The following is an 18,493-nucleotide window of genomic DNA, read 5'->3' on the forward strand; positions in this document are numbered from 1 at the left end:
GTCTTTGTTGTTCAGCCCTTAATTCCGCCTGCGCTTATTCCTTGGAGCAATTGCTTTTGTCCAATCACATATAAAAGAATCGTTGGAATCAGCACTAGGATCAGTGCGGCAAAAAGTGCACTCCAATCAGTAGCATAACGTTGAACCTCAAAAAGATTGGCTAAACCTACTGGCAATGTTTTTTTGCTATCACTTTGAATTAAGACCAATGCCAGCGGATACTCATTCCAAAAGCCCATCGCTGCCAGCATACAGACCGTCACAATGCCCGGTTTAGCAAGCGGCGCAACAATTCTGACGAGCACTCCTGTGTTGCCACAACCGTCAATCTTAGCGGCCTCTTCATAATCTCTAGGGACGGACCTCAGAAATCCACTTAATACAAAGATGGCAAAGGGAAACTGCAGAACAGCATAGATTAAACTGAGCATCCCGCGATTGTCTAACATCCCGAACGAATTCACCTGCAGAAATAAAGGAACCATAATGTAGGAGGCTTGCAGAAAAATACAGGCCATATAAAGGTTAAGGATTAGTTTAGAGCCCCAAAACTTAAATCTCGTTAAGACGTAAGCCATAGGAACCACAAAAATAACTAGAATCGCCGTGGATAACACCACAAGAAAGATAGAGTTCAGGAAATAACTCCCCATCTTGGATTTCTGAAAAGCACGTACATAGTTATCGAAGTGTAGGGCTTGTGGAAAGGAGAAGGGGTCTGTCAGAAATTCTGTATTGCTTTTAAATGAGGCTAAGAGATTCCATACAAACGGATATAATAAAACAATGGTGGCTACAATCAGAAACAGCCGCGTGATCCAGTTAGCAATATTCATTTTTAGAAGACTCTGTTGATTGCTCGTCATCCTTCTCCCCTACCCTTCTGCTCGATTTGTAAGTAGTCTGGACAGAAAAGAAAGCACAAAGGCGAACACCAGCGTAAATATAGCTATAGCCATGGCATAACCAAAGTTCGCATTCTGGAAGGCCTGCGTGTACATGTAGTGGAGTAAAACAGTAGTTCCACCTGCCGGACCACCACCAGTCATTACAGTTACAACTATAAAACTTAAATTGATCGTACCAGCCAGAGACAACACAAACGTAATGCCAATAATATCTTTTAGCAGAGGGATCGTAATACTGGTAAGCTTCCGGAAATATCCCGCACCATCAATAGTCGCCGATTCAAACACATCCGCAGAAATCCCATCAATCGCAGCGATATACATGACCATATAGTAACCAACCGCTTGCCAGATCAGTGTAACGGCTACACACCACAATGCTGTTCGGCTATCTCCAAGCCAGGGTCTGCTCAGTTGATCTAATCCGATGCTCCCCAGAATATTATTCAAAATGCCCATGTTGGGATGAAACACAAAGGACCAGATAATTCCGACTACCGTCAATGAGATGATACTAGGAAAGAAAAATACGGTTCGGTAAAATCCTCTTTCCTTCAGCTTCGTCTGCGTTAATAGAAAAGCAAGCACCAGCCCAAAAATCAACGTAATCACTGGCACAACCAGCATCAGTTTAAATGTATTGCTCAGAGCTTTGAGGAACATCTCATCTTGAAACATATATTTATAGTTATCCAAAAAGATAAACTTGTTCTCATCACTCATCCCGGTAGCATCCGTAAAAGACATAAAAAATGCCCGAAAGGTTGGAATAATCATAAATACGAGGGTCAACAGGAGCGTTGGAATCGTGCATACCGCTATGAATAGCTTAGGATTTCTGGTTTTCGCTGTCCTAATCTTTGATTTCCTCTGTCTAGGAGCTACTTCTGCCAGCTGCATTTCAGACATCTTTCTCACTCCCCTTCATACAAAATGCATCCCGTTCATAGATAACCTTATCCATTCCTAACAGGATGCATTTGCATGAGATACTATAGATTATTTACTAGCCGCTTTCTCTTTACGAATCTGTGCAAAAGCTTTTTCCACATTATCCATCCATTGATCTGTGGTCATTTGGCCTGTCATCACTGGTGTGACCGTATTCTTGAACATTTCAGTGACTACACTAACCTTGGAACCCTTCGGTAACGATTGCCAGCCCTGTAAAATAGAAATGGAACCATTATAAGCCTCGAACATGTCATAGACACCTTTAGTCAAAAATGGCTTAGACAGCTCCTTCGCATCGTTAAGCGCATACGCCCCATTCGCTTTTTCCGCAAATAGTTTTACAGATTCATCGGTATACAGGAACTTTAAGAATTCCTTAGCGAGCTCAGGATTTTTGGCCTTAGCAGGGATGGAGAATTGCTCGTAGCTGGAAAGCACATACTTCTGATCGCCTTTATTGAACACAGGTACTGTAGTCATCCCAAATTCAAATCCATTTTCTCTAGGTGAATCCTTCATTTCATTTTCCATCCAGTTCCCGTTTACGATAAACAAAGCTTTACCCATCATCATATCGGTCTGCGACTGTGTATGGTTCAAGGCAACCGTGCCGTCCATCAGATAACCGTCTTTAGAGATTTTATAGAAAATATCCAGTACTTTTTTGATCGTGTCGTTCTTAAATGAACCTTCCTCATAAGCAAAGACTTTATCCAGCGTTTCTTTTCCCCCCGCACTCGCAATGGCCGGGTAGAGAATTTCCTCCAAATAATCCGGATAGATGCCTTGGTAAGTGAATAAAGCCCGCTTCGTTTTGGTTCCATCTGCATTAACTAGGTAGTTCTCCTCTTTGTTCAGCTCATCCCCTAAAGCAAAGAACTCCTCCCAAGTCTCAGGAACACTCCAGCCTTTTTCTGTGAACAGTGTTTTATTGTAAATCAAGCCCATCGGTCCAGCATTAAAAGGTGCGAGGTACGTCTTTCCATCTTGATAGGGCTGAAATCTTGTACTGTCCAGCATCCCCGGTAGAATCATATCCTTAAGCGTCTCCTCTTTATCAAGCGCTTTGCTTTCAAATACATCGCTGATATCTAGCAGTCCTTTTTCTTTAATCAGTGAAAGCACGATGCCACTTTGCTCTGTATCTGTAACGGATAGGAAGTCGGGAGGATTACCCGCAACAATCTGCGGCCGGATTACTTCACCAACTTTAGGATTAATCGTCATGTTCACTTTCACACCTGGATAAGCACTTTCGAATTTGCTGACAATTTCATTCCAATAATCCGCACCATATCCCCCTTGGAATACAGCAATGCTAAGTTCCTTGTTATCAAAATCTTTAGCAGGTTCTTCTTTAGTCTTCCCGGCGTTCGTTGTACTTGTAGCTTGCGCGGTGCCCGCAGCTTTCGTTGAATCAGATTCATTCGAGGCAGCAGGTTTATTATTGCTGTTCCCACAGCCGAGCAACCCCACACCTAGCAGCATTACTGCTAATAATGTACTCATAGTCTTTTTCATAAACGCCCTCCTTAAGATATTCTTGTAAACGCTTTTTTAATAATCTAAGTATAGAAGGATTTACGCTATATTTACATTTACAATACAAACCTACCTATGTATTATCTTATCCATCTTCCAATGCGAGCTCGTACAAGCTTATTCATCAGGGTCACATAACCTGTAAACTTAGCCGTTAACGGAATGGATAATATTATCCATTCCATAGATTATTCTCACTTTTCGCCGCTGCATATATATTCCATAGTTCTTTTTATGTTAACTTGTAAGTAAAAGATAGTGAATGGGAGGTCATCCACCTGAGTCGACGCAAAGGGAAGCTGCATTTTCCTAATCCTCCGCAAATCATGCGCAAGGTTAAAATTCAAAATCGCTTAACCGTCATTTTCTTAATCGTATCCGTGATCCCAATCATCTTTATAGGTTTCTACTCCTACACCATTTACTCCAAATCTATTAACAATAAATTAAGTAAATCCACATTTCAGGCTTTAACACTGCTTAATCGAACGATGTTAAGTGAACTTAACAACTATCAATATCTTGCAGGCTCTGTTTCTACCAATAGTATTATTCAGGAGCGTTTATCGGCAGCACCAAATGAACCCGCTCCTAGCAATGCTGCCATTAATCATGCCATGGACAATTTATATAGAACCATCTACCCCGGATATGTCCAGAACGTTCGGGTCATCGACGCCAAGAACCAACCTATTTATGAATTAGGCTACGATGGCATCCCCAATCCTAAGTATGAAGAAATTATGAAACAAGTAGAGCTCAATGCCCCTTATGACAGTCTTAACTACGCAAAAAGCTATCGCGCTTACAATACCATTGTCCTGGGCCGGAAAATTTTTGATCAAGATGACATTGGCGTTCCCTTAGGTCATGTGTTTGTTTTTATTGGTGGGGAGTTATTTTCAAAAGTCATTCTTTCCAGTGTGGATTTAGGTACAGGTTCCAGTCTCCTTATTATGAATAGGGAGGGAAAAGTAATGTCCTCGAATCAAAAGGATACTCCGCTAGGAGAACCCTATTATAAAGATGAACTTTTTAAGCAAATCAAGACACAAGAGGCAAAGAAAAACCATTCCTTCCAAGGCATGGTCAATGGCAAAATGCAGCAAATCTCCTATATTAACAATAATCAATTAGGCTGGTACATGATTTCTACCGTGCCCTTCTCTTATATCAATTCAGAGACAAGTAAAATCACCACTGGACTACTTATTGTTGTCAGCATCATTGTAGTCGTGTGTATTCTAATTATTATCGTATTGTATAAAAGCATCCTGAAACCAATCAAACAAATCATCGTCTTCTGCAATCAAATTTTTTATGGTGATCTATCGAGCCGGATCGAAGATCACAGCAACGATGAAATGGGCGTGTTGGCCAATAGAATTAACAGCATGGTCAGTAGAATGGAACAGCTGATGAAGGATCAAAAGAAAGATCTGAAAAGAAGACGTTCGCTCGAATTGCAAATGCTGCAATCGCAGATTAATCCTCACTTTCTTTTTAATACACTTAACTCCTTACGATGGCTGGCGATGATTAACCAGGTTCCCGTCCTTAGCGACGGCATCTCCTCACTAGCTGAATTGCTGCGTAGTACCATTATCGATCAAGATGAGCAAATCACCATCAAGCAGGAGCTGAACAATCTGGATCATTATTTTGCCATTCAAAAAATACGTTATGCCGACAGGTTTGACATTGAATATGACTTGGATGAGTCTTTATTACAGAGCATGATCCCCAAGCTCATCCTGCAGCCGATCGCAGAGAACGCGATTCTTCATGGAGTTACAGATATAGGAGGAAAAGTTCTAATCCAAATTAAGGTATACGCAAAAAATGAATACACCCTTATTATTGAGATCATCGATAACGGAAAAGGGTTTGACACCACCAAATCTGAAAAAGCTGACAATCTGTCGGGTATCGGAATTTCAAATGTGGCCGATCGCATTAAACTTCAATACGGTGAGAGTTACGGGCTGTTCATCACAAGCTCAATGGGTCATGGAACCTGCTGCCGCCTAATTATCCCTAAACAAACATACGAACTTAAGGGGTGATACTATGTATCCTATGTATAATGTAATGCTAGTGGATGACGAACCTATTGTTAAAGTCGCGCTCAGAACCATGATTCCATGGGAAGAGCTTGGATACATGATCTGTGCTACTGCCTCTGACGGAGTGGAAGCCTTAACACTTGTAGACAAGTTTAATCCCCATATCATCATTACAGATCTCAAAATGCCTAATATGGATGGTCTGCAGCTGATAAAAGAACTTAATAACAGAGGGTTTGCAGGAAAAATCCTGGTGGCGAGCAACCACGGGGAGTATGAGTTAGTTCGTGAAGCCTTAGTGCTTGGGGCTATAGACTATATGCTGAAGATTAGTATGAAAACGGGGGATTTGATCCATTTGCTGGAGAAATCTACGAAGCTAATTCAAGAGCAGCTTCAATCTAGGCAGCAGCAGGAGACCCAAACACAGTTATTGCAGCACAATTTAAAAAGCGTGAAAAATGCGCTGCTAAAAGATTATTTCACCGATCCTTATTACGATGTGCAGCAGCTTGATCAGCATGATGCTATAAGTTTCGCTTTCAGCGAAAGCAGCTGTTATTTATTCTACATTACTTTTGAGCAGAATAACGCGACCCAAAACGAAAGACAAAATCACATCTCCGTATCCTTTATTGAAAACATCATCTTGGATATCTTGGAGACCGTAGATCAGTTAGAAATTATTCAGCTAGAATCTAATGGGCTGCTGCTTCTAATCTCCTGTGATACCTTAGACGATCATCAAATTATCCGCACAGACTTTATCCAGAGGGTCATTCGGTTAATCAAAATGTATATTTCTATCACCCCTACTATTGTTTTTTCTGATCCTGTACGGGGATATGCTGAAGCAAAACGAACCCTAGAGCAATGTAAAGAATCCTTGCAAATCCAATTTTACAACGAAATAACGATTATAGATCCAACGGATGTCCATTTAAAGGATACGCTGGACTTCGAGGATGTACATGATTTCTCGACGCAATTAATTCAGAACTGGAAGCTTTCAGGGGTTGAAGCCGTTAATCAAGCAACTCAGCAATTTCTCGACACCTGTAAATCCAAGCAAATTAATCCTGCTGAAACCAAAAAGTTCATCGTAAATTGTCTGCATTATCTTCCCTTATGCGATGCTCATCTCATTGTCGAGGATCCGAAGCTTTTGAAGACCTATATAGAAAATATCGCCAGCAGTAAACGTACCACTGACGTTCTATCTATAATGGAGCTTGTGTTCCAACTATTCTCCCATCAAAAGCAACAGATCGTAACTACACACAATAGAGATGTTAAACAAGCGATTGACTATATCAACACACATTATCAGAAGAAGCTGACCTTATCTCTGATTGCCAAGCATGTCAACTTAAGTGAGAACTATCTGTCCAGAATCTTCAAAGAAGAAGTGGGGCAAAGCATCATTCACTACATTAATACTGTGAAAATGGAAAAAGCTGCAGAATTAATACTTAAAGGGAATCCATACATTAAAGAAATTTCCACGCAAATCGGTATACACGATCAATTTTATTTCACCCGGTTATTCAAAAAACACTTTGGTGTTAATCCTAGTGAATATAAGAATCACGTTCAGGCCACGCTTGGTTCAGAAAATTAAGACCATTCAAACTCTTTTTATGATCCTTTCACAACCTGAATGTTATTGATGAACCCTTCTTTAGGTGCAAATATGGAATTAAACAACAACTCTTTGTTTAACCGCTCCAGCTGCAGTAGATGATGACGATAGTGCATTTCAATAAGTAGGAACCATTCCTCCGCGCATAGTCCACCAAATCGCGGGTGAGATACGGTATTTTGTTTGGACGCTTTTTCAAGAGAGGGTTCGATCTCTCTCATTCTTTGAATGACTGTACGTAACCCTTGAATTAATTGTTCTTTGCTCTCCGGCTGCTCCGGCGTATATTGGGCGGAAGGCGGAACCTGAATACGAATGGGCGGAAAGCTTCCTTGCGCAAATATAGCCGCACCATCCTCAGTTTTCCCCACATGAGCTACTAAGGGATCTTGGTCTAGCACAAGGCATTGATCAATATTACGAAGCTGCATATACAGCGCCGAGTTAATGAGATGCTGAAACATCTGTCCGATGGACCAGGCGTTTTCACTCGGCTTTTGCTTCAACTGCTCCAGATTGAATCGCTCCAATTCTTGAATATAGTATGTCGCAGTTTCTTCAAATCGTTGTAAGACTTCTTTTGTTGTAATCATCATATATCAGCTCCTGTAGTCATTGATGGTCCAAGTATACAAAAACGCTACTGACAGCGTTATGTCAGTAGCGTTTTAACATTATTTCTATTTCATTTCTAACCTGATCACGGAAAGATTCGGGCTCCAGCACAACCATACCGCCTCCCCAGCCAAGCACCCATTGCAGCAATTCCCCTGGCTCGCGAACGCGAAAAGTAACAAGTACCCCCTCCGCATGCTCCTCAATAGTTTCCATATAGAAATTATTTGATTCCCTTACCTTATCGGCTATGTCAGCTTGGACTAAGATAAGCACATGAACGTTGCGATCATCAGGAGGTTGGTATACCTCCAGATGAAAATCTGCTGGCAGTATAAATTCATCTTCCAGATTAATAAGCTCCCTCATTCGGGATAACCGGAAATGACGGATGTCTTGACGCAATTCACACCAGGCGATGAGTACCCATGACCCGTGATGAAGCACAAGTCCATAAGGAGCAACCGTACGAATACTTTGACGGTTCCCATCGGCTTCGGCGATTCTTTTGGAATAACGAAATCTTATTTTCCTTCCCTCCAATATCGCTCCACGAATGGCTTCCAAACATGCCTTCTCTTGTATGGGTGCTATATCTTCTGCGGATGCAAATAAACGAAAACTTTTGCGAATCTGTGATGCTTCACTGCGGATAGCTTCCGGCAGGATGGCTTCTATCTTTGCTTTAGAACTTCTAGCCTTATTACCATAGTGTGCATCAAACCGCTGCTCGATAAAATCAGTTCCGATAAGCAATGTCACTGCTTCGTCCAGCGTGAAACTAACGGGTGGCAGGAAATACCCCTCGATTAAGGAGTAACCCTGCCCTGGCGCTCCTATTATGGAAACGCCCGCTTCACTCAGTGCCTGAATATCCCGATAGATCGTTCTTACGCTCGTTTCAAACGTAGCAGCCAAATCCTCCGCCCGCAACATTTTGTTACGCTGCAGTTCAAGCACTATAGCTAACAACCGGTCCATTTTGTTCATACGACTCCCCCTCCCCGAACAATCTCATCAACAGCTCGTCGATACCCACCCGAGTTCCGAAATGATTCACTGATATTGGAGACAGCTTTTTTATAAGATAAATCGCTTAATATATGATCTACTGCTTCTCGTAGTTGAGTTGCAGTTAAACTTTGCATTTGTAACTTAATGCCTGCTCCGACATGGACGACTTGATCCGCAATTATTGGCTGATCCGCACTTTGTGGAATTACAATTAGCGGAACCCCGTAATAAAGCCCTTCATTGATACTGTTCATTCCACCATGTGTAATAAATAACTTTGTGTATTGCAGGATATCCGTTTGTGGAACATAATTTTTCACGAAAAAGTTTTGCGGAATTTCCCCTAAATCCGTGATTTGGACTTTATCTCCAATTGACATCACAATAGTGTGCTCCGTGTTCCCCAATGCTTCAATACAAAGTTTATAGAATTCAATGGCTTGGTTAAAAACTGTGCCGAGTGAAATGTAAATTGGACTTTTCCCCTTAATTGCCATGAGGTCGAAGTTTTCTGGAGCTAATCGTGAAGAGATGGAGGGTCCTACAAAGATATAAGACGGGTCGAAAGCTTCTCCCTCAGGTTGAAACTCCCTAGTTGTATAAACGATAGTAAGTGGGGCAGGATTACAAAACACTTCATAAGGGGATTCGATGTCCACATCATATTTGCCCTTCACCATTTGCGTCAAGCTTTGGAATTTATCCTTTATAGGATTAGTTACTTCTGCAGGAACTGTAGTATAAAATTGTTCTAACATTTCATCGAATGCTGCTTTTGTCTGCGCAAAAGAAGTACAGGAGCTAATGGCCGGAAGCCTAAGAATTTGAGCTAACAAACGTCCACAACCAAACATAGAATCATGGATGATGTAATCAAAATGCTCCCCTTTGATCTGTTCAAGAACGCTTGGAATAACTATATCTGCCGTAAGTAAAAGACCGTTGATTCTTTCGAGTACATAATTTCTTCCACCTGAGATAAAAGCTTGTATAAATTTCTGATCGTCAAATGTTCGTACTGTAGCCCCCGTCATCTCCATACGTTCTCTATAAGCTTCTATACAAAAATACACTACCTCTTCGCCACGAGAAATAAGCTCTTCCACAACGCCAATCGTGGGATTAATATGTCCCTCTGATCCACCATTAATAAATAACACACGCGCCAATTGTAATCCTCCTTAACTATAAATCATTTTTATATTAGATATTATAAACATTAATTTTACTTATATCGCTCTAAAAGGGTATAGTAATATAGGCTTTAAAACCATTTTAATAATATAGAGTATACCCTTATTAGAGGAGAGATCATATTGGAAAGAGTAGTTGGAACAGTTGTACGTGGACTTCGCGGACCTATCATTAACAATGGGGATAACATTGAAGAAATCGTAGTTCAGACGGTATTGAATGCAGCAACAGTCGAGGGTTTTTCGATCGAAGATCGTGACATTGTGACCGTAACTGAATCCATTGTTGCTCGGGCACAAGGAAACTATGCAACGATTGACAATATTGCTGCTGATATAAAGGGGAAATTCGGCGAAGAAACTGTAGGGGTCATTTTTCCAATCCTTAGCCGTAACCGGTTTGCTAACTGCTTACGCGGTATTGCCAAAGGGGCACAAAAAGTAGTCCTAATGTTAAGCTATCCAGCTGATGAAGTAGGCAACCACCTTGTAGACATCGACGAACTAGATGCTAAAGGTATCAATCCATGGACGGATGTATTAACAGAAGCTCAGTTCCGTGAGTTTTTCGGCTATATTAAGCACCCATTCACAGGGGTTGACTATATTGAATATTATAAAGGTTTAATTGAAGCTGAAGGTGTGGCTTGTGAAGTCATCTTCTCCAACAACCCAAAAACCATTTTAAACTATACAAAAAATGTATTAACTTGCGATATTCACACTCGCTTCAGAACCAAACGCATTCTCACAAACAACGGTGCTGAAAAAGTATTTGGTTTGGATGATATTCTTACACAATCAATCGATGGCAGCGGCTTTAACGAAGCTTATGGTCTGCTAGGATCAAACAAAGCTACAGAAGAAAGTGTAAAGCTATTTCCAAACAACTGCCAGCCTATCGTGGATGGTATCCAAGCAAAAATCAAAGAAATTACAGGTAAAACTGTAGAAGTTATGGTTTATGGCGATGGAGCATTCAAAGATCCAGTCGGAAAAATCTGGGAGCTCGCAGATCCAGTTGTCTCCCCTGCTTACACTGCCGGACTTGATGGAACACCAAATGAAGTAAAATTGAAATACTTGGCCGATAACAACTTCTCTCATCTTCGTGGTGAAGAGTTAAAACAAGCCATTTCTAAATACATCCAGAATAAAAATGATGATCTAGTTGGTGCGATGGAAGCCCAAGGGACTACACCTCGTAGATTAACTGACCTGATTGGATCATTATCTGATTTGACTTCTGGTAGTGGCGATAAAGGAACACCAATGATTTATATCCAAGGTTATTTCGATAACTATACAAAATAAGAGTAGTACAACAAAGGGAGTCTCTAAACGAGGCTCTCTTTTTTACTTTCTGGGTTATAATAAAAGCAAACAGCGGCAGGCGGAGGATACTATGAACATAAGAAGGATTAAATATTTTATCGATCTCGTGGAATGCAGAAATTTTACGGAAACAGCTAAAAAGAACTATGTTTCGCAGACCACCATTAGTCAACAAATCGCCGCGCTTGAAGAGGAATTCAACATTCAATTGATTGACAGAAAGCAGATCCCTATTGAGCCAACCAAAGCCGGATGGCTTTTCTATGGCGAAGCCCTCATCCTCTGGAAGCAATATAATCATATGAAGCTGAGCATGGAAAACTTTCAAAAGTATAATACGCAATCCCTGAGTATCGAATATGCGGCGATGACGGATATCCAAAGTTTGTTGAAATTGATTCCCTCGTTTCAGGATCATCATCCGAATATTAAGCTGGAACTGAATAAAGTATTGCTAAAAGATATTGCAGAATACTTGCTAAAAGGGATTTACGACATGGCTATTGCCTTTGATTCCGAGTTTCAGGGAAAAGAGGACATTGTAACCTATCCCTTATATAAGGGACGTTATTGTGCAGCTGTGAGTCATCACCATCCTCTCTTTCATCATAAATCGATCGCCAAAGAGGAGTTATATGAACATCCGCTAGTCATGCTGAATCCAACAGCTATTGGAAACTCTTATCATCTAATGATCCAGCATGCAATTGAAGACGGCTATCAGCCGAACATTCTTCGAACCGCAGACGATGTGGAGACAGAATTGTTTTATATCATCACAGAGAATTTGATTGGCTTTTTCCCGGATAACTATCAGCTCGCTTATCTTCAAGATGAAGTCCGGCTAATTCCTTTAGATGATTCACACCATACCTTTGCAATCGAAGCAGGTTATCTCAAAAATAATACAAACCCGGCCTTGCCCTCCTTCCTGCAACAAATCCAAATTGGATTTAGCAATCGACCATAAGTTTTATGTGTTAGACTATGTTCTTTTTTTCACATACTATAAGGGTATAAATCATATCCACAAGGAGTGACAACGATCATGGGTAAATTATTGTTGACTGGTGTCGATGGAAATCTAGGGAAGCAAGCTGCGGAATACTTGTTGGAGCTGGTAGATAAAGACCAAATCATTTTTTGCGCTTACGATCCGGCATGTTTGAAAGAATATGCGGAACAAGGGATTGAAACACATGTGACCAACTTTAATAACAAGGAAGGCCTTGCCGAAGCTTTTGCTCATGCCGATAAACTCGCTCTAATCTCCATGCCTTTTGTTGGAGAGAAACGTCAAAATGCACAAAAAAATGTGGTCGATGCTGCCAAAGAAGCTGGAGTCAAACAGATCATTTATACTTCTTTGGTCAACGCAGCCGATGAAAGCAATCCAAGCGTAGAAAAAATTGACCATGTGTATACCGAACGTTATATTCAAAGCGTTGGGCTAGATTATATCTTCCTTCGGAATTCCCAATATGCGGAAGCCATGATAACCAATTACTTTACGTATGTGAAGGGTGACGGGGTATTAACAAACAATCAAGGTGACGGTAAAATGGCTTATATCTCGCGGAAGGATTGCGCAAAAGCCGTTGCGTATGCCCTAGCCTCCAATAATTATCAGGAAGCGATTCTAAATATCAACGGGCTTGAATTGATGACAATTACCGACTTCATTAAGATTGGTAATGAAGTAACGGGCAATCATATCACCTACAAAGAAAACACGGACGAAGAAAATTATGCCGTATTCGAAGCAATGGGCGTGCCTAGAACCACCGATGGTGCATTTAAAGAAGGTTCCGAAGCCCCCTTTTCTTCAGAAGGTATGGTTACTTTCGGACAAGCTATTCGTGAAGGAAAAATGGATGTTTATACGGACGACTTCAAACAACTTACTGGTCAAGACCCTTTGACCGTGAAATATATGTTTGAACATGCCGATGAATTCCAGGTTGGCGAAAGACACTCTAAAGACAATTAAAAGCTGCCACTCTTACTTCTTAGGCTAAATCACCCCCGTTTATTAAACGGGGGTGATTTCTTTTATACTGAGCGTGGCACAAAAACTCCGTAAAGCTCAATCATATGCTCGCCCTGAAGATAATCAAGGAAAACCTCCCTAATATTCAGAGGATTCTGGTCATCAGACTAATAATCAGGGAATTCTTCCCTGAAATTTAAGTGATTTGGCTGTAAATCTTGATATTGCTCTGTTTTTAGGGAGTTATTCCTTAATTTCATTCATTTAGAGCAATTATCGACTTTTATTAGGGAGGTTTTCCCTAATCCTCCGTCACGGTATAGATAGAACTAGCCAAGTATATCGGTAAAATCGCTGTAGAACAAAATACACCTTTAACTGTACGGATAAACATCCGAATGGCTAAAGGTGCATTATCTTTATCTCTGTCTATTTTTAATTAAAGTTAGTTCCAGATCTCTTCAGCAATTTCTTTAATATAAGCAAGCTTACGCCATTGCTGCTCTTCAGTCAGGTGGTTGCCTTCTTCCGTGGAAGCAAAGCCACATTGCGGGCTAAGGCAAATCCGGTTTAGATCAACGTATTGCTTCGCTTCCTCAATACGCTTCAGAATATCTTCCTTGCTTTCAAGCTCACCAAATTTGGATGAGAACAGACCTAACACAACCTGCTGATTGTCTTTCAAAAAGCGCAATGGTTTGAAATCGCCTGCACGTTCGGTATCAAACTCCAGATAATAACCCGAGTAGTTATTGATATTAAGAAGCGTTTGCGCGATAGGCTCGTAACCTCCACCTACTCCAGCATAAGTCGAAACATAATTGCCCCGGCATACATGGGTCGTTACAACAAGATCTTCCGGCAGACCCGTTACAACTTCCTCGTTCAATTTTGCCAGTTCGCTTGCATATTCAGCTACGTTCACGCCAATCTGATTCATAAACGCTATAAACTGTTCGTCGCAAAGTGCTCCCCACGTACAATCGTCGATTTGAATGCTGCGGCAGCCCGCTGCATAGAAGGCAAGAATCGATGCTTTGTATGCTTTGGCAATATCCGAGATAAGCTCTTCACGATTCGGGTATAATTCATTTGTGCTCTCCTTGTTTTCTGCCCGATCTAGCTCGAACAGGAATTGTGCAGCCGCAGGAATCGATTGACGCGCAACAACGTCCTCACCAGCAGCATCTTTTAAAAATTCATAATGCGAAACAAAAGGATGGCTGCTGTAGCTTATTTTCCCGGTCAGTCGGGCTGTTTCTGGTCTGGACTCCGCACCGTTAAATTGGTAACCTTGATCAATAATTGTCCGTTCTACACCGTCAAGTCCCCAGAAGAAGTCGAGGTGCCACCAAGAGCGGCGGAATTCACCATCAGTCACCGCTTGAAGCCCCACCTCTTTTTGTTTCTGCACGAGCTTAACGATCTCGTCGTTCTCTACTTCCTTCAACTGCCCGGCAGTAATTTCACCGTTCTTGAATTTTAATCTAGCCTCTTTCAACGCTTGGGGGCGCAGGAAGCTGCCCACGATATCATATCGAAATGGAGTAACGGTTCGTTTTTGGGGTTTGGTCTGAATGCTCATATATTAATCTCCTCGTATACAAATTATTAGAATTAATATAGCATAACCGACTGACTATACCGATCTACCAATGCGCTATGGCAGGTTATAAGTATTAACTATAGCTAGATTCAGTGTGATAATTAGAAGGGCATGCCAAAAAAGAAAGAGGCGCATGAGTAGCGCCTCTTCTTTAACAAATCATATCGACGGAAATTACATAGTAATTAAACTCCGCAGTCACCTCGAACCCAACCGACTGATAGAGGGATAATGCATTTCTATTTTGAGTGACCACGCTAAGACGAATCTGGGAATTCTTCTGATCTCGCAAGATTTTAACTACCTCTGAAAGAATTTCACGACCGTATCCTCTACCTTGACACGAAGGAAGCACACAAAAATCATGTATAACCGCAGTATTTGTATCTAAATCATTGACTCTAATCATCCCAACCGGAATCATGTTGTCCACAGCAATGTAAGTAATCCGTGCCGGTTCTCTGGTACGAGTTAAATAATTCCTAGTCCAGGACTCTGAATCACCAAAGGCTTGTGATGAACATTTAACCATGAACTCTAAATCCTGATCTTCTTCCAATCGCACAACTAAACCGGAGTGGCTTGATCCAGCGATTTGTGCCCGATTAAAAACCATGAGGAATTCAGACGGTGCAGCACTTGCCCCTAAATGCCGGATATAATCCATCCCTGATTCAGAATTAGAAGGTATCCTAAAACGGGAAGTTTGTATGCCTTGTATTTGCATATCTGCTGCGGCACTTTTCAGTAAGTCGTGGAATACCTCTTGGCGACGAAAGTCCGGGTGAACCATTCCGTTAATATTAGCTTCGATGCCATCCGAAGTATACCAACTGAGAAATCCAACTAATTGGTTATCGATCTGGCACAAGAATGCCTCATCTCCGTCTATCTCCTTAAGGCTTTCTATACCCACCCTCAAACTTGACCTGTCGGACGTCTTGCAAAGTTGTTCTAATATCCGGATTTGGTCAATGTAATGCTTTGAAAAGTCTTTCATTATACTAATGTTATATTCTTGCATCTAGTACCCTCATTAAGAAGGAAATACGCAGTTTATGGACGAGTAGGCGTTATCCTTCTAAATTCTGTCCACCTAATGATAGTTACCAATGGAACCGCCTCCTAAAAGTCAATATCTTCACTCTAAACCAGGGTAATCATAAAACAAACCTTATAACTAAAAAAATGACGGCAATTATAGCCACAACGATCAACAGATTGGTTACCTCGCTCCAAAATCCAGGAACGCCTTCAGTATGATATTTTTGCGCATTTACATCATGGTTTGCTTTATGGCCTCCAGGGTCCGTCATATTGGGATTAGGTCCTGAATTAAAAAAGTCAGACATAAAAACAACTCCTTTCCATGATTATAAACCATATTATACCAGTTCATTACCATTTAAACGACAAATTAATGCCATATTCAGTAGATCGTTTGTCGGAGGCTCTTGGGAAGATTTTGGACAACCCTATCGTAAGAATGATCAATCATTAAATAGATATCCGACTCTGGTAAGGAGCCATCCAAAACAATCGTATTCCAGTGTTTTTTGTTCATGTGGTATCCTGGCCGAACGCTCTCATGCTGCTCTCGCAAGTTCCCTGCAATCACCGGATCACATTTTAGATTTATGTAAGCAGAATTCCCCTTATTCTCAAAAATAAGCGCGAACATTTTACCGGCAATCTTAATCACCAATGGATCGAATCCGAAAGGATAGTCCTTTGTTGCTCCGTTCTTTTTTAAACAGTATTCAATAATATTATGGGTCAAAATCAGTCCCTCGCCTTCTCAGCCTAACCAATTTGAGAATAAAAATAAGATAAGTGTTCCTTTGATAAGGCTTTATCGATTAGTTCTTTATCATAGCCATTTTTTTGTAATGCAGCGATAATCGCTTGTGTCCTATCTGATCTTTTTCGTCTTAAATTAGATTCCAACTGTATTTCTAACGGAACCGTAGGAATAGTATACGGTCCGATCTCCACGTTTTTGAAATGGCTCCAAATGAATTGTCCACCTTCCCATATCCCCCCACCATCCATAGAATCAGGAATTCCAGCTGAATTGGAAATATGAACAACCTCCACCTTAAATCCATCGATTATCCAACTCCCTTTTGTCCAAGAAAATCCCGAAGAAAAGGTTTGAGTGAATGTAGGTTCTTCTAAAGAAGATAACCAGTTATCCCCATGAGGAAATTCACATTTATCCAAAAGGGAAAATTCTTTAAGAAGTTCTGCAAATTGGTCAGGCCCTTCCTTATTCCTTGTATAAATATCAACGTCTCCTGGGGTCATTTCACAGCCCTGAAGAACCGAACCGACCGAGCCAACCAAGATCCATTCTAAATTCGAATTCATTTTGGATGAAAAATAAAGTTCACATACCTTTGACAAAGCTTTTGTCCAGCTAAACATAACTTCACCCCAAATTAACTAGTAAGTTCAAGTGCACGAAACCTGAATAACCTCAAATACGTTAAAGTATTATACAAATCCACAGGAGGTTTTTAAAATGAGATACAGTGCTGCAGGCGCACCAATAATCTGTCCTTGCTGTCAAAACGATACTTTTGATCTGGATTATAAACTGCTTAACACAAGCGGCGCATCATTTTTAGGCTTTGACTGGGCGAACAAAAACGCTGCCATCCTTATTTGTAAGCGATGCACCCATATTTCATGGTTTATGAAAGAACCAACATCTGATTAGTGTTTGGTAAAAATAAAGTATTAGACTGGATCCATTAAAAGAAGCAGCGGCGGACCAAGACTTGATAAATAAAGTCTTAGACTGCCGCTGTTGTCGTTCCAATAACGTTCCCCGTGAGCAATCACCTTAAGTGACAAGGTTATCTTACCGTCTGGTAAACGAGACCTATGGCTCCAGAATCAAAGGTCTTGTTTTCGATTAGCTTAAGATTTCTCTTCTCCTTGAGACCTTGGAATAATGGCAATCCCTTACCGATCAGGACGGGAGAAACCGTAATTTTATACTCATCAATTAAATCAAGCTGCATAAGGTGGTGTGCGAATCTAGGACTGCCGAGGATGACCATATCCTTGCCGGGCTGCTGTTTGAGGATATTGATCTCTTTCTCGACAGCTTCTTTCACGAGTCTGGAATTATTCCATTCGACTTTCTCCAGCGTCGTGGAAAAAACAATTTTGGCTGTCTTTTCGATCCACTCGGCGTGATTCCGTTCATGCTGCGAAGCTGATGGGTTCGAAGGGACAGATGGCCAGTAACTGTGCATCATCTGATAAGTCCCACGTCCCCAAATGACAGTGTCGGCAGTACTCAGAATTTCTTTCGCATGGTTCTCCAAATCAGCATCGTAGGAAACCCAGCCAATGTCCATTTCACCATTCGGCCCTTCTACAAAACCGTCAAGCGATGCGTGAAGAAATAGAACGAGTTTTCTCATTTTCAGTTCTCCTTTGTTCATGAGGGATATCTACATTAGACATTAACTACATTTTAGCAGAATTCAACTTGGGTTGTTTCTTATGGATTGCTAATCTCAAACGCTTTTTTCTTCACTTTGGTATTTTTATCCACATCAACATATTAGCAAACGTACGTTCGTTTGTAAATGCACCTTTTTCTAATTTTCAA

At 41.0% G+C, this 18,493-nt stretch carries 18 protein-coding genes; 6 read left to right on the forward strand and 12 right to left on the reverse strand.

The window, feature by feature from the left end; translation table 11 throughout:
* Nucleotides 1-11: 11 nt before the first annotated feature.
* The 3 genes from MHB56_RS06340 to MHB56_RS06350 all read right to left on the reverse strand — a co-directional run bounded on the left by MHB56_RS06340 (nucleotide 12) and on the right by MHB56_RS06350 (nucleotide 3,383).
* Nucleotides 12-866, reverse strand: coding sequence for a carbohydrate ABC transporter permease (locus MHB56_RS06340; RefSeq protein ID WP_076134560.1), 855 nt, complete (start codon nucleotides 864-866; stop codon nucleotides 12-14).
* A gap of 9 nt (nucleotides 867-875) precedes the next feature.
* Nucleotides 876-1,817 (reverse strand): carbohydrate ABC transporter permease, encoded by a 942-nt coding sequence (locus MHB56_RS06345; RefSeq protein ID WP_244886367.1) that lies wholly within the window; start codon nucleotides 1,815-1,817, stop codon nucleotides 876-878.
* A 90-nt stretch (nucleotides 1,818-1,907) separates the two neighbouring features.
* Nucleotides 1,908-3,383, reverse strand: coding sequence for a carbohydrate ABC transporter substrate-binding protein (locus MHB56_RS06350; RefSeq protein WP_076302696.1), 1,476 nt, complete (start codon nucleotides 3,381-3,383; stop codon nucleotides 1,908-1,910).
* Nucleotides 3,384-3,730: 347 nt separating this feature from the next.
* On the opposite strand from MHB56_RS06350, the gene MHB56_RS06355 reads away from it, so the two are divergent.
* Both MHB56_RS06355 and MHB56_RS06360 read left to right on the forward strand, forming a co-directional pair.
* The gene (locus tag MHB56_RS06355; protein ID WP_076130231.1) at nucleotides 3,731-5,470 is read left to right on the forward strand and encodes a cache domain-containing sensor histidine kinase; all 1,740 of its coding nucleotides are present in this window, start codon (nucleotides 3,731-3,733) and stop codon (nucleotides 5,468-5,470) included.
* A gap of 4 nt (nucleotides 5,471-5,474) precedes the next feature.
* A complete protein-coding gene (locus tag MHB56_RS06360; RefSeq protein ID WP_076130230.1) occupies nucleotides 5,475-7,091 on the forward strand; it encodes a response regulator transcription factor in 1,617 nt (538 codons plus the stop codon).
* 17 nt (nucleotides 7,092-7,108) lie between these two features.
* Here the strand turns inward: MHB56_RS06360 and MHB56_RS06365 are convergent, their stop codons facing one another.
* The 3 genes from MHB56_RS06365 to MHB56_RS06375 all read right to left on the reverse strand — a co-directional run bounded on the left by MHB56_RS06365 (nucleotide 7,109) and on the right by MHB56_RS06375 (nucleotide 9,910).
* Complete coding sequence (locus MHB56_RS06365) at nucleotides 7,109-7,702, reverse strand: DinB family protein (RefSeq protein ID WP_076130254.1); 594 nt, start codon at nucleotides 7,700-7,702, stop codon at nucleotides 7,109-7,111.
* A gap of 67 nt (nucleotides 7,703-7,769) precedes the next feature.
* Complete coding sequence (locus tag MHB56_RS06370; protein ID WP_076130229.1) at nucleotides 7,770-8,717, reverse strand: helix-turn-helix transcriptional regulator; 948 nt, start codon at nucleotides 8,715-8,717, stop codon at nucleotides 7,770-7,772.
* Entirely contained in the window at nucleotides 8,714-9,910 is a 1,197-nt protein-coding gene (locus MHB56_RS06375) for a macrolide family glycosyltransferase (protein WP_341143385.1), read from the reverse strand. The genes MHB56_RS06370 and MHB56_RS06375 overlap by 4 nt, the downstream gene beginning before the upstream one ends.
* A 147-nt stretch (nucleotides 9,911-10,057) precedes the next feature.
* Between MHB56_RS06375 and MHB56_RS06380 the strand changes: the two genes are divergently transcribed.
* The 3 genes from MHB56_RS06380 to MHB56_RS06390 all read left to right on the forward strand — a co-directional run bounded on the left by MHB56_RS06380 (nucleotide 10,058) and on the right by MHB56_RS06390 (nucleotide 13,259).
* On the forward strand, nucleotides 10,058-11,248 hold the full coding sequence (locus tag MHB56_RS06380; RefSeq protein ID WP_076130227.1) for a coenzyme F420-0:L-glutamate ligase: 1,191 nt from the start codon (nucleotides 10,058-10,060) through the stop codon (nucleotides 11,246-11,248).
* A gap of 91 nt (nucleotides 11,249-11,339) precedes the next feature.
* The gene (locus MHB56_RS06385; RefSeq protein ID WP_340976602.1) at nucleotides 11,340-12,239 is read left to right on the forward strand and encodes a LysR family transcriptional regulator; all 900 of its coding nucleotides are present in this window, start codon (nucleotides 11,340-11,342) and stop codon (nucleotides 12,237-12,239) included.
* Between the two features lie 78 nt (nucleotides 12,240-12,317).
* Complete coding sequence (locus tag MHB56_RS06390) at nucleotides 12,318-13,259, forward strand: NAD(P)H-binding protein (protein ID WP_076217959.1); 942 nt, start codon at nucleotides 12,318-12,320, stop codon at nucleotides 13,257-13,259.
* A gap of 445 nt (nucleotides 13,260-13,704) precedes the next feature.
* Here the strand turns inward: MHB56_RS06390 and MHB56_RS06395 are convergent, their stop codons facing one another.
* The 5 genes from MHB56_RS06395 to MHB56_RS06415 all read right to left on the reverse strand — a co-directional run bounded on the left by MHB56_RS06395 (nucleotide 13,705) and on the right by MHB56_RS06415 (nucleotide 17,292).
* The gene (locus tag MHB56_RS06395; protein WP_341143386.1) at nucleotides 13,705-14,844 is read right to left on the reverse strand and encodes a 5-methyltetrahydropteroyltriglutamate--homocysteine S-methyltransferase; all 1,140 of its coding nucleotides are present in this window, start codon (nucleotides 14,842-14,844) and stop codon (nucleotides 13,705-13,707) included.
* A 172-nt stretch (nucleotides 14,845-15,016) separates the two neighbouring features.
* Nucleotides 15,017-15,781 carry a GNAT family N-acetyltransferase gene (locus MHB56_RS06400; protein WP_341143387.1) on the reverse strand — a complete coding sequence of 255 codons (765 nt, stop codon included), beginning with the start codon at nucleotides 15,779-15,781 and terminating at the stop codon, nucleotides 15,017-15,019.
* 244 nt (nucleotides 15,782-16,025) lie between these two features.
* Nucleotides 16,026-16,217: a hypothetical protein gene (locus tag MHB56_RS06405; RefSeq protein ID WP_076130223.1), complete on the reverse strand. Its 192-nt coding sequence runs from the start codon at nucleotides 16,215-16,217 to the stop codon at nucleotides 16,026-16,028.
* Between the two features lie 77 nt (nucleotides 16,218-16,294).
* Complete coding sequence (locus tag MHB56_RS06410; protein WP_076217962.1) at nucleotides 16,295-16,645, reverse strand: MmcQ/YjbR family DNA-binding protein; 351 nt, start codon at nucleotides 16,643-16,645, stop codon at nucleotides 16,295-16,297.
* A 23-nt stretch (nucleotides 16,646-16,668) separates the two neighbouring features.
* The gene (locus MHB56_RS06415; RefSeq protein WP_341143388.1) at nucleotides 16,669-17,292 is read right to left on the reverse strand and encodes a hypothetical protein; all 624 of its coding nucleotides are present in this window, start codon (nucleotides 17,290-17,292) and stop codon (nucleotides 16,669-16,671) included.
* A gap of 97 nt (nucleotides 17,293-17,389) precedes the next feature.
* Here MHB56_RS06415 and MHB56_RS06420 point away from each other — a divergent pair, with 97 nt between their 5' ends.
* On the forward strand, nucleotides 17,390-17,587 hold the full coding sequence (locus MHB56_RS06420; RefSeq protein WP_076130220.1) for a hypothetical protein: 198 nt from the start codon (nucleotides 17,390-17,392) through the stop codon (nucleotides 17,585-17,587).
* A 139-nt stretch (nucleotides 17,588-17,726) separates the two neighbouring features.
* On the opposite strand, the gene MHB56_RS06425 is transcribed toward MHB56_RS06420, so the two are convergent.
* Nucleotides 17,727-18,302, reverse strand: coding sequence for a dihydrofolate reductase family protein (locus tag MHB56_RS06425; RefSeq protein ID WP_076307288.1), 576 nt, complete (start codon nucleotides 18,300-18,302; stop codon nucleotides 17,727-17,729).
* Between the last annotated feature and the right edge of the window lie 191 nt (nucleotides 18,303-18,493).

The sequence above is a fragment of the Paenibacillus sp. FSL H8-0315 genome, from assembly GCF_038005365.1.
Classification (GTDB): Bacteria; Bacillota; Bacilli; order Paenibacillales; family Paenibacillaceae; genus Paenibacillus_AQ; species Paenibacillus_AQ odorifer.

Coding starts and splice junctions, on each gene's coding strand:
- MHB56_RS06340 (WP_076134560.1), bottom strand. CDS start 866: ATGACGAGCAATCAACAGAGTCTTCTAAAAATGAATATTGCTAACTGG.
- MHB56_RS06415 (WP_341143388.1), bottom strand. CDS start 17,292: ATGTTTAGCTGGACAAAAGCTTTGTCAAAGGTATGTGAACTTTATTTT.
- MHB56_RS06395 (WP_341143386.1), bottom strand. CDS start 14,844: ATGAGCATTCAGACCAAACCCCAAAAACGAACCGTTACTCCATTTCGA.
- MHB56_RS06420 (WP_076130220.1), top strand. CDS start 17,390: ATGAGATACAGTGCTGCAGGCGCACCAATAATCTGTCCTTGCTGTCAA.
- MHB56_RS06355 (WP_076130231.1), top strand. CDS start 3,731: ATGCGCAAGGTTAAAATTCAAAATCGCTTAACCGTCATTTTCTTAATC.
- MHB56_RS06405 (WP_076130223.1), bottom strand. CDS start 16,217: ATGTCTGACTTTTTTAATTCAGGACCTAATCCCAATATGACGGACCCT.
- MHB56_RS06390 (WP_076217959.1), top strand. CDS start 12,318: ATGGGTAAATTATTGTTGACTGGTGTCGATGGAAATCTAGGGAAGCAA.
- MHB56_RS06345 (WP_244886367.1), bottom strand. CDS start 1,817: ATGTCTGAAATGCAGCTGGCAGAAGTAGCTCCTAGACAGAGGAAATCA.
- MHB56_RS06385 (WP_340976602.1), top strand. CDS start 11,340: ATGAACATAAGAAGGATTAAATATTTTATCGATCTCGTGGAATGCAGA.
- MHB56_RS06360 (WP_076130230.1), top strand. CDS start 5,475: ATGTATCCTATGTATAATGTAATGCTAGTGGATGACGAACCTATTGTT.
- MHB56_RS06350 (WP_076302696.1), bottom strand. CDS start 3,383: ATGAAAAAGACTATGAGTACATTATTAGCAGTAATGCTGCTAGGTGTG.
- MHB56_RS06425 (WP_076307288.1), bottom strand. CDS start 18,302: ATGAGAAAACTCGTTCTATTTCTTCACGCATCGCTTGACGGTTTTGTA.
- MHB56_RS06370 (WP_076130229.1), bottom strand. CDS start 8,717: ATGAACAAAATGGACCGGTTGTTAGCTATAGTGCTTGAACTGCAGCGT.